Here is an 11,197-nt window from a genome sequence, read left to right on the forward strand (position 1 = left end):
CAGGGCAGGGGACGAGGCAACCCCCGTGCACGGGGCAATTGCCGGGAACAACCCCCTTACGTCCGGGACCGGTACAGGCCGAACTCCGCGAGCCGCGCCTTCCCCCGCGACGCGGTCACCCGCACCCGCCACTCCGGGGCACGGACGGCCGTCCCCAGGACCAGGATCCGGCTCGCCCCGACGGTGTCCACCGCCACGACCGTCTCCCACGCCCCGCCCGGCGTCCGGCGCACCTCCACCACCGCGTGCTCCACCTGCTGCCCGTAGCGGCCGACGTCCTCCGCGAGCCGGATCCGGTCGACCTCGCGGTCACCGCCGAGGTCGGCCGTGACCGTGCTGCCCCGGCGCCGCACCCGCGCCCCGCTCTCGCGCGTCAGGTCCGCGGGGAGCTCGGCCCGTATCCGCTCGCGGAACTCCCGGAGCCGGGCCACGTCCGCGTCCGGCAGCAGGCCCCGCTGGTCCGGCGGCACGTTCAGCAGGAGCACCGAGTTGCGGCCCACCGAGCGGAACCAGATGTCGGTCAACTGCTCCACGGACTTGGGCTGTTCGTCGGCGTGATGGAACCAGCCGGGCCGGATCGACACATCGCACTCCGCGGGCCACCACTGCACGTACTGGGCGACGGCGCGCGCCTCGGCGAGCGCGGCCCTGCTGCCCTGGTCGGGCGCGTCGTAGCGGAGCGCGTAGTCGACGCTGCCGTTGCCGGAGTCCTTCACCGGGACGACGCTCCACTCGTTCTCCCGGGCCAGGCCCCCTTCGTTGCCGACCCACCGCACGTCGGGGCCGCGCACCGCGATCGCCGCGTCCGGCGCGAGGGCGCGGATCAGCGCGTACCAGCTGTCCCAGTCGTAGCGCTCGACCTTGTCGGGCGGGATGCGGCCCTGCGCCCCGTCGAACCACACCTCGTCGATCGGGCCGTACTCGGTGAGGACTTCGTAGAGCTGGTTGAGCATGTGGGCGCCGTAGTCGGTGGCGTCCAGCGTGAAGGTGGGCACGCCGTCACCGTCCTGACGAGGGCTCGGGATCGTGCGGGGCGAGCGGGCGCTGCCGTTCGCGTAGACCCCGTGCAGATTCTGGTTCTCGTCGGCGGGCGAGATGTACACGCCGACCTTGAGGCCGTACGTGCGCAGCGAGTCCGAGAAGGAGCGCAGCACATCGCCCTTGCCGCCCCGCCAACTGCTGCTCGCCACCGAGTGCTTGGTGTGGCGGGAGGGGTAGAGGACGAAGCCGTCGTGGTGCTTGACGGTGAGGACGGCGAGTCTGAAGCCGCCGTCACGCAGGGCGCGCGCCCACTGGTCGGTGTCGAGGGCGGACGGCTGGAACACGTCGGGGTCCTCGTCGCCCGTGCCCCACTCCAGGCCGGTGAAGGTGTTGACGCCGAAGTGCAGGAAGGCCGTCCGCTCCAGCTTCTGCCAGGCGATCTGCCGTGCGGTGGGCCGGACTTGGGACGCCTTGGCGACGACGGACTCGGGCGAGTCGCCGGGGCCGATGGCGATGCGGTACGGCGGGTCTGCCCCGTCTCCCGCGGCTCCGCCCTTCGGGGCGGCCAGGGCGAGGGGGCTGCCGGAGGCGGCGACGGCGGTGCTCACGGCGGCGGTCACGAAGACACGTCTGCTGACGTTGGCTGTCATGAGGTCCGATGATTCAAGGACCTGTGCGGGGGCGTCAATGCACCGTCAGCGGCGGGCACTTGGACATTTCGCTGGGGCATTCCTCAGGGGCGTTCCCGAGGGGCCCGGAGGGAGATCTCAACTCATCGGATGACTGTGCCCCCGGTCAACCAAGGCCGGGGGCACGGACGAAGCGTCCTGCTCAGTCGACGCCCTGCAGGATGTGCGGCTCCGCGAGGTCGTCCTCGTACCCGGCGAGGCGGATCGGGGCCGCCTTGGCCCACGCCTCGAGGTTACGGAGCTTGTGGGGTCGGCCGGCCCGGTCGCCGGCACGGTCCACTGGTCGCTTTTCCTGCTTCGTGAGATCTGGTGTCACCGCGCACTCCTTTGTGTCGCGTAACGGAAGGACAAGAGCCATTCGGTCGCGGTGGCGCCGGTTCTGGGCGGGATCGCGGCCTTGGGTTGCCAGCCTGTCCCGGGACGGGCAAGGGGCGTTTGTGGATCCCTTGTGGCCGTCCGTGCGCTCTAGGTTAACCAAATGAGCGCGGGTCCGCTCTATGGAATCCGGGAAACGGGAAGATTCCGGACAGAGCGCGCGGTGTTCGACGAGACTTACGGAGGTTGCAGGGCGCCCTGTGCGCCCTGCTCCCCCAGGGGCGACGACTCTTCAGCCGCGGACTACCACTTGCCCGGCGCGTAGTCCTTCATGAAGACGCCGTACAGGTCATCGCCCGCCTCGCCGCGCACCACCGGGTCGTAGACGCGGGCGGCGCCGTCGATCAGGTCGAGCGGGGCGTGGAAGCCCTCGTCGGCGAGGCGCAGCTTGTCGTAGTGCGGGCGCTCGTCGGTGATCCAGCCGGTGTCGACCGAGGTCATGAGGATGCCGTCGGTCTGGAACATCTCCTGGGCGCTGGTCCGCGTCACCATGTTCATCGCGGCCTTCGCGGCGTTCGTGTTCGGGTGGCCCGCGCCCTTGTAGCCGCGGCCGAACACGCCCTCCATCGCGGAGACGTTGACGACGTACGCGCGACCGCTCGCCGCCTTCTTCGCGGCCTCGGCCATCGCCGGACGCAGCGCGCTGATGAGGATGAACGGCGAGGTGTAGTTGCACAGCTGGGTCTCGAGCAGCTCCACGGGGGAAATCTGTTCGATGGTCTGCACCCAGGTGTTGGTGTCGACGACGTCCGGGACCAGTCCGCCCGCGTCGATGGCGCTGCCGTCGCGGTGCCGCGCGACGCTGGCGTTCCCGGCGACCAGGGCGAGGTCGGCGACCTGCTGCGCGTCGAGGCCGCTGGTGCCCACGGGCAGGGCCGCGAGTCCGTCCACGGCACCGGAGTTGAAGGCGCCGATGACGGAGTGGGCGGGGAGCTCGCCGGCGGGCAGCGGGGCGCTCTCGCCGTCGACGAGGGCGGCGTAGGCGGAGGGCAGGCGGCGCACGGTCTGCGTCGCGTTGTTGATGAGGATGTCGAGGGGCCCGGCCGCGGCGACCTGCTCGGCGAGGGCCACGGACTGGGCCGGGTCGCGCAGGTCGAGGCCGACGACCTCGAGGCGGTGCAGCCAGTCCGCCGAGTCGTCCATCGCCTTGAATCGGCGGATGGCGTCCTTGGGGAAGCGCGTGGTGATCGTGGTGTGCGCGCCGTCGCGCAGCAGCCGCAGCGCGATGTACATGCCGATCTTGGCGCGGCCGCCGGTGAGCAGGGCGCGCTTGCCGCTGAGGTCGGCGCGGACGTCGCGCTTGGCCCGGTTCAGGGCGGCGCAGTCGGGACAGAGCTGGTGGTAGAAGTAGTCGACTTCCACATACCGGGTCTTGCAGGTGTAGCAGGAGCGCGGGCGCTGGAGTATCCCCGCGATCCGGCCCTCCTCGGTCTTCGACGACGGCAGGATGCCCTCGGTCTCGTCGTCGATGCGCTCGGCGGAGCCGGTGGCGGTGGCCTCCGTGACGGCCTTGTCGTGGGCCGTCTTGGCGGCGCGGCGCTCCTGGCGGCGGCGCTGCTTCACGGTCCGGTAGATCCCGGCGGTGGCCCGGCGCACGGCGATCGCGTCCGGGTGGTCGACCTCCAGCTTGTCGAGCTCGTCGAGCACGCTGAGGCAGACGGCGAGACGGTCCGGATCGATGCCGGGACCGTACGAAACGGTCTCCTCCTGGCTGTCGTCTGTCACCGTCATCGCCGTGTGTCCTCGCGTCACTCATGCCGCGGTGCGCCGATGCGACCGCGGAAGCTCTCTCAAAAAGGAGAACTTTACGTAGCGGTGGGCCCCGGTACCAAACCCGTGTCCCGCGCGGAGACCTCCACGAGCTCCGCCAGCTCGGCCCGCACCCCCTCCGCGAGCAGCTCCAGGTCGGGCACCGCGGCGGCGTCCGCGACCAGGCCGTAGTGCACCCGGCCCCGGTAGGTGGAGACGGCGACGGCCAGGGCGTGGCCGTGGGCGAGCGGCGCGAAGGGGTACACCTCGGTGAGCGGGCAGCCGCCCAGGCGCAGGCCGAGGCTGGGCAGCGGGACGCTGGTGACGAGGACGTCGAAGAGCAGCCGGGCGGCGCGCGCGACGACGGGGCCGCCCACCTGGTGGCCGAGCGGCCGGACGTGGTCGGCGAGCAGGGCGACGGCCCCCGCGCCCCGCTCCGGTCCCGCGTCCTTGTTGCGGTCCATGGCGGCGCGCACGGCGCGCAGCCGGTCGAGCGGCTCGGGCTCGCCCACGGGCAGGCGCAGCAGATAGCCGGAGAGACGGTTGCCGGGCGGCTGCGCGGTGCGCGGCCTGCGCCGGGACACGGGGACCAGGGCGCGCGGCGCCACGCCCTCGCTGCCGTCGCCGCGCTCGTCGAGCCAGCGCCGCACGGCCCCGGCGACCACGGCGAGCAGGACGTCGTTGACGGTGCAGCCGGCGCCGCCGACGGCCTTGCGGACGCGGTGCACGTCGTCCAGGTCGAGCACGACGCCCGCGGTGGCCCGGGTGCCGCTCGCCTCGGCGGCGAGGGCGGGCGACGACCGTACGCCCCAGGTGGCGCGGGCCACGGAGGTGCCGATGCCGAGGGCCCGTACGGCGCCGGAGACCGCGCCCCGCACGAGCCCCGGCAGGGCGCGCGGGTCGGGCACGGGCAGGCGCGCGGGCCGCCCGGCGGCGGGACGGGCGGCCCGGGGCGCGGGCAGCTCCGCGGGGTCCATGAGGGCGGCCGCGAGGGTGAGGGCGCGCAGCCCGTCGGCGAGGGCGTGATGGAACTTGAAGAGCACCGCGAACGACGTCCCGTCCGCTCCGGGCAGTACATGCGCCTCCCACGGCGGCCGGTCCCGGTCCAGGGGCCGCTCCATGAGCGCGCCCGCCGCCGCGTGGAAGTCCGCGACGGGCGCGGCGAGCCGGACATGGTCACCGGGTGCGAAGGCGCGCGCGAGCTCGCGAGTGGCCCCGCCCACGGGCAGCAGGACGGGACGTATGCGCAGCCGCAGGCCCGGCACGGCGGCCGCGCGGGCGGTGAGGAGCTCCGCGGCGGCGTGCGCGGCCCCCGGACGGTCGGCTGCGAAGACGCCGAGCGCCCCCAGGTGCATGGGGTGCTCGTCGGACTCCAGGTGCCAGAAGGCCAGATCCAGCGGGGTGAGCAATTCGGTGTACGCGGCGGGCTCGGCAGGCGCCGCGGACTCAGCAGACTCAGCAGACTCAGCAGTCAAGGGATCGCTCTCGCGTCGACGACGGCGTGGGGGGGGTGAGCGAGCAGTCAACCGCCGTCGAGCGATTACGGTCAAGCACGATCAAGCTACGCAGAGTTAACAACAGATTAAGACCCGCCCCTCGTGCAAGGGGCGGGTCTTCTGAGGCTCGAGTGACGTGAGCTGAGGCTTGGGTGACGTGAGCTGAGGCTTGCGAGAGCTGAGGCTTGAGCGACGTCAGCGCAGCGCGGGCGGCGCCGCCTCCGCCGACGTCCCCCAGTCCGAGGGCTTCTCCCCCACCGTGAAGGCGAGCCGCCGGATGTCACGGATGTCGTCGGTCGTCAGATACGTCTTCCCGTACGCCGCCCCGTCGACGCTCGCGGACTGGATGTACCGCTTGCCGTCCGAGGTCCCCGGCGCCGTCACCGTGAGCCCGCCGCGCGGGTAGTAGCGGCGGTCCAGAGTGAGGTCGACCCGCTCGAAGACCGGCGTCGACAGGCCCCAGGTGTCCGTGCCGGGCTGGACCGGGAAGACGCCGATCGACGACAGCACGTTCCAGGCGGACATGGTGCCGAGGTCGTCGTTGCCGGTCATGCCGGTCGGGGCGTCGGTGAAGAGCGTGAGCGCGGCGTGCACCACGTCCGTCGTCTTCCACGGCTGCCCGGTGGACAGATAGGTGTACGGGGCGATCAGGTCGGGCTCGTTCTGCGGGTTGTACTTGTCGGCGTTGTAGTAGTCGTAGGGGCCGTTGACCCACACCTCGCGCGCCGTCTTCGCCGGGTCCTTCAGGAGCTGCTCGTACGCGAAGAAGGAGTCGAGCCGGTCGTTCGCGGCCTTCTTGCCGCCGATCAGGTCGACCATGCCGGGCAGGTCCTGCGGGACCAGCCACTGGTACTGCCAGCTGGTGCCCTCGTGGAAGCCCTCGCTCTTGGCCGGGTCGGCGGGCCCGGTGAAGGCGCCCGCGGCGTCCCGCGCGCGGAAGAAGCCGGTCGAACTGTCAAAGATCTTGCGGTAGTTCTGCGCGCGGGCGGCATACCTCTTCGCGTCCTCGTCGTGCCCGAGGTCGCGCGCCATCTCGCCGAGCATGGCGTCCGAGAGGGCGTACTCGAGGGTCGCGGAGGCACCGTGGTCGTAGTCCGAGTCGCCGGGCTTCTGGTGCGGGCGGCCCTTGACGTACGGGGCGAAGCCGTCGGCGAGGTACTCCTTGTTGGCCTCACGGCCCACGGCCGCGGAGTCGGCGGGCGGCACCCCGTCGGCGTTCTTCTTCAGCGCCCGGTACGCCTGCCCAGCGATGTCCGGGGACCCCTTCAACAGCCCTTGCTGGTAGGCGTTGGTGAGGAACGGGGTGACCGGGTCGCCGGTCATGATGTTCGTCTCGACCGTGCCGTAGCCCCACTTGGGCAGCCAGCCGCTCTCCTCGTCGATCTTCAGGACGGAGAGCGCCATGTCCCGCGACTCACGCGGCGCGAGCAGCGCGAGGAGCTGGGCCTGGGTGCGGTAGGTGTCCCACAGGGACCAGTTCTGGTAGTACGTGAAGCCCTCGGCGTGGTGGATCTTCTGGTCCCAGCCGGTGTAGCGGCCGTCCGCGTCGCTGCCGATGTTGGGCGCGAGGAACGAGCGGTACAGGGACGAGTAGAAGGTCCGCCGCAGCGTGTCGCTGCCGCCCTGGGCGCGCACGTCGTCGAGCCGGTCCTCCCACGCGGCACGCGCGGCCTTGGCCACCGTGCCGTACGAACGCCCGCCCTCTGCACGGAGGTTGACGGCCGCGCCCTTCGCATCGACGTACGAGATCGCGGTGGTCGCCTCGACGGTGCGGTCCTTGGCGGTATCGAAGCGGACGAACGCCCCATTGCGCTCGCCCTTCGCGCTCGACTCCTTCGCCCCCTCGGTGACGGCGCCGCCCTTCCAGGTCCCGGAGGTGACGAAGGGCCGGTCGAAGCGGGTGACCGTGTAGACGGTGTACGGCTTGGTGTCCTGGCAGAAACCGCTGCCGGTGATCGCGGTGCGCACGGTCTTGTTGTCGAGGATCTCGACCTTGGTGGCCGCCGTCTTGTGCAGCGACTGGCCCGCGTTCAGCAGGACGTTGGCCTTGCCGGTGGCGGGGAAGGTGTAGCGCTGCACCCCGGTGCGCTCGCTCGCGGTCAGCTCGGCGCCGATGCCGTTCCTGAACCCGACCTTGTACGTCCCCGGGGCGGCCTTCTCCGTGTCGTGGCTGAACTCCGCCGCGTACTTGGCGTAGTCGGTCTCCGTCACGTCCCCGGTGGTCGGCAGGACGGGCAGGTCGCCGCCCAACCCGCAGCCCACACCGGAGAGATGGACGGCGGAGAAGCCGCGGATGTGGGTGTCGGAGTGGTCGTAGCCGGTGTTGTGCCCGGTGTCCGGCGAGAGCTGCACCATGCCGAAGGGGACGGCGGCGCCGGGGTAGGTGTTGCCCTCGTTCTCCGTGCCGATGAACGGGTTGACCAGGTCGGTGAGCCGGCCGTCGCGACCGGGGCTCTCGGCCTGCGCGGCGGGGGCGGCGAGGGCGCCGGCGAGGAGTGCGGTGGTGGCGAGGGCCACGGCTGCTCCGCTTGGCCCTGGGGTCCACCTCGTCCGAGTCATCCGCCTCGTCCAAGTCATCCGCCTCGTCCGACTCCTTCGACTCATCCATCTCGTCCATCTCATGGGCGGGGACGCCTCCTTGGAGCTCTCGACAACGTTGTCAATGTGCGAACCGCGATCATTCTTCGGGGCGGGTGGGGGCGCGTCAAGGGTCAAGGGCTGCCGCACCCGGCGGGCTTCGCCCCCCCTAGCCGGGAACGTGCTGGCCCTTCCCCAGAGCGATCACGCCGCTCTTCGACACGGTGTAGAGCTCCGCGTCCCGCTGGGGGTTGACGCCGATGGTGGCGCCCGGGGGCACGTCCACGTTCTTGTCGAGGACGGCGCCGCGGACCACGGCTCCCCGGCCCACCCGGACGTTGTCGTGCAGCACCGAGCCCTGCACGACGGCGCCCTCCGCGACGGTCACGCCGGGCGACAGGACGGAGCGGGTGACCTGGCCGCGGATGACGCAGCCCGGGCTGACGATCGAGGCGCTCGCGATGCCGCCCGCGCAGAACTTGGCGGGCGGGAGCTGACCGGGGTGGGTGTAGAGGGGCCAGCGGCGGTTGTCGAGGTTGAATGTCGGCTGGTCCGAGATGAGGTCCAAGTGGGCCTCGTAGTACGCGTCCAGGGTGCCTACGTCGCGCCAGTAGCCGTGGTCGCGCGGGGTCTCACCGGGGACGTGATTGGTGTCGAAGTCGTAGAGCTGGGCGAGGCCGCGCTCAGTGAGCATCGGCAGGAGCGAACCACCCATGTCGTGCACGGAGTTGTCGTCCTCGGCGTCCCGCTGGAGCGCGTCGACAAGGACCTTCGTGGTGAAGATGTAGTTGCCCATGGACGCGAAGACCTGGTGCGGGGCGCCGGCCAGGCCCGGCGGATCCGTGGGCTTCTCCAGGAACCGCTCCACGCGGGTGCCGTCGCTCGCCGGGGTGATGACCCCGAACGACGCGGCGTCGGTGCGCGGCACCCGGATCCCGGCCACCGTCACGCCCGCGCCGCTCTCGATGTGCTGGTCCAGCATCTGGCGCGGGTCCATGCGGTAGACGTGGTCGGCGCCGAACACCGCGATGTAGTCGGGCTGTTCGTCGTGGACGAGGTTGAGCGACTGGAGGATGGCGTCCGCGCTGCCCAGGTACCAGCGGGGGCCGAGCCGCTGCTGGGCCGGGACCGGCGTGACGTAGTTCCCGAGCAGGCTGGACATCCGCCAGGTCGTGGAGACGTGCCGGTCCAGTGAGTGGGACTTGTACTGCGTCAGGACGCAGATCCGCAGGATGTCGCCGTTCACGAGGCTCGACAGGACGAAGTCGACGAGCCGGTAGGCCCCGCCGAAAACGACGGCGGGCTTGGCCCGGTCGGCGGTGAGGGGCATCAGGCGCTTGCCCTCCCCGCCCGCGAGCACGATTCCGAGCACAGCAGGTCGACCGCGCATGTCACCAGCTCCCTGGGTCGGTTGTGCGGCTGTACGCCTGGGTGGTTGTGCGTGTGCGTGTGCGTGTGCGTGTGCTTGTGCTTGTGCCTGTGGTGTGGCTGGTGCTTGTGGTGTGGCTGGTGCGGCCGGTGCTTGTGGTGCGGCTGGCTCGCTGGTTGTGGCTTTGTGTGGCTGACTGGTTGCGGCTTTGTGTGGCTGGCCGGCTGGTTGTGGCTTGCGTGGCTGGCCGGTTGTGCTGTGGTTCTGTACGCCTGGCCGGTTGGTTGTGCTTCTGCAGCTGGGCAGTTGTGGGTCTAGCTCTGGACGCCGCGCTTGTACCCGGCCAGGACCTCCTCGTACACCCCCACCGTGCGCCGCGCCACCACGTCCCAGCCGAACTCGGCCACCGCGCGGGCCCGGCCGGACTCCCCCATGCGCGTGGCCGCCTCCGGGGACCGGCAGAGGCGGTTGAGGGCGTCGGCGAGACCGTCCTCGAACTCGCCGCCCGGCGTCTTCTCCTCATACGGCACCAGCAGCCCCGTCTCCCCGTCCGCGACGACCTCCGGGATGCCCCCGACGCCGGACGCCACGACCGCCGTGCCGCAGGCCATCGCCTCCAAGTTGACGATGCCGAGCGGCTCGTACACGGAGGGGCAGACGAACACCCGGGCGTGCGTGAGGAGTTGGATGATCTCCGCGCGGGGCAGCATGCGCGGGATCCAGTGGACGCCCGAGCGGCTCTGGCTGAGCTCCTCGAAGAGCACACGGAACTCGCGGTCGATCTCGGGAGTGTCGGGTGCGCCCGCGCACAGCACGAGCTGGATCTCCGGTTCCAACTGCCGGGCGGCGCGCAGGAGATGCGGGACGCCCTTCTGCCGGGTGATGCGGCCGACGAAGACGACGTACGGGCGGGCGAGGTCGACGCCGAGCCGGGCGAGGGCGTCCGCGTCCCGCGCCGGGCGGTACAGGTCCGTGTCGATGCCGTTGTGCACGATGTGGACCTTGGCCGGGTCGATGGCCGGGTAGCACGCGAGGATGTCGTGGCGCATGGCGGCGGAGACGGCGATGACGGCGTCGGCGCTCTCTGCGGCGGTGCGCTCGGCCCAGCTCGACAGGGCGTAGCCGCCGCCCAGTTGCTCGGCTTTCCAGGGGCGCAGGGGTTCGAGGGAGTGCGTGGTCACGACGTGCGGGACGCCGTGGAGGAGACCGGCGAGGTGGCCTGCGAGGTTGGCGTACCAGGTGTGGGAGTGGACGAGGTCGCGGCCTGCGAGGGCGGCGGCCATGGAGAGGTCCACGGAGAGGGTGCGCAGGGCGTCGTTGGCGCCGTCGAGGCCGGGCCAGGCGCGGTGGCGGAATGCGGTCGGCGCGTGGGCGGTGTCGCCCCCGTACCCGGACTCGACCCCAGTCCCGGTCCCTGCCGGTGCCTCCGCCGTCCAGCAGTGCACATCGACGTCTACGAGGCCGCGTAACTCCCGGGCCAGGAACTCGACGTGGACCCCGGCTCCGCCGTACACCTCGGGCGGATACTCGCGAGTGAGCAGTCCCACGCGCATGGAGCCCCCGTCCGTTCCGTCTCTGGTCGGCCGCTACTCCGTCATGTTCACCCAGAACAGGGCGACGGGGAAGAGTGCGTTGCCCTTCGTCGGCCTGTCCGGTGGGGGTGGTGGGGTGGGGACGGGGCGGTATGTCCGTCCTCGAAAAGCCGGGGGCGCCGTAGGAGTACACGAGTACTGGAGTGGGTGGGGTGCTGTACTGCGGGCGGACATACCGCCCCGTCCCCACCCCACGGCCGGTCCCCCGCCTGCAGGCCGTCGTCGCCCGATCGCCCACCTGCGAACCGTCTTCGACCGATTGTCCGACTGCGAACCGTCTTCGACCGATCGTTCGGCTGCGGGCCGTCGTCGACCAACCGTCCAGCCGCAGGCCGTCTTCAGCCCATCACCCGGCCGCGAACCGCCTTC

At 71.4% G+C, this 11,197-nt stretch carries 7 protein-coding genes; all 7 read right to left on the reverse strand.

Annotated features, from left to right (window positions below; translation table 11 throughout):
- Nucleotides 1-56: 56 nt before the first annotated feature.
- On the reverse strand, nt 57-1,631 hold the full coding sequence (locus ACFWYM_RS17630) for an alpha-L-fucosidase (RefSeq protein WP_384837112.1): 1,575 nt from the start codon (nt 1,629-1,631) through the stop codon (nt 57-59).
- A 181-nt stretch (nt 1,632-1,812) separates the two neighbouring features.
- Nucleotides 1,813-1,986 (reverse strand): hypothetical protein, encoded by a 174-nt coding sequence (locus ACFWYM_RS17635; RefSeq protein WP_384837115.1) that lies wholly within the window; start codon nt 1,984-1,986, stop codon nt 1,813-1,815.
- A gap of 302 nt (nt 1,987-2,288) precedes the next feature.
- On the reverse strand, nt 2,289-3,776 hold the full coding sequence (locus tag ACFWYM_RS17640) for an SDR family NAD(P)-dependent oxidoreductase (RefSeq protein WP_384837118.1): 1,488 nt from the start codon (nt 3,774-3,776) through the stop codon (nt 2,289-2,291).
- 74 nt (nt 3,777-3,850) lie between these two features.
- Nucleotides 3,851-5,203: a wax ester/triacylglycerol synthase family O-acyltransferase gene (locus ACFWYM_RS17645; RefSeq protein ID WP_384837164.1), complete on the reverse strand. Its 1,353-nt coding sequence runs from the start codon at nt 5,201-5,203 to the stop codon at nt 3,851-3,853.
- Between the two features lie 282 nt (nt 5,204-5,485).
- Nucleotides 5,486-7,849 (reverse strand): GH92 family glycosyl hydrolase, encoded by a 2,364-nt coding sequence (locus ACFWYM_RS17650; RefSeq protein ID WP_384837121.1) that lies wholly within the window; start codon nt 7,847-7,849, stop codon nt 5,486-5,488.
- A 187-nt stretch (nt 7,850-8,036) separates the two neighbouring features.
- Nucleotides 8,037-9,257: a glucose-1-phosphate adenylyltransferase gene (gene glgC, locus ACFWYM_RS17655; protein ID WP_384837124.1), complete on the reverse strand. Its 1,221-nt coding sequence runs from the start codon at nt 9,255-9,257 to the stop codon at nt 8,037-8,039.
- A 293-nt stretch (nt 9,258-9,550) separates the two neighbouring features.
- Nucleotides 9,551-10,789 (reverse strand): glycogen synthase, encoded by a 1,239-nt coding sequence (gene glgA / locus ACFWYM_RS17660; protein ID WP_384837127.1) that lies wholly within the window; start codon nt 10,787-10,789, stop codon nt 9,551-9,553.
- Nucleotides 10,790-11,197: the final 408 nt, after the last annotated feature.

It is taken from the genome of Streptomyces sp. NPDC059009 (assembly GCF_042740175.1).
Taxonomy (GTDB): domain Bacteria; phylum Actinomycetota; class Actinomycetes; order Streptomycetales; family Streptomycetaceae; genus Streptomyces.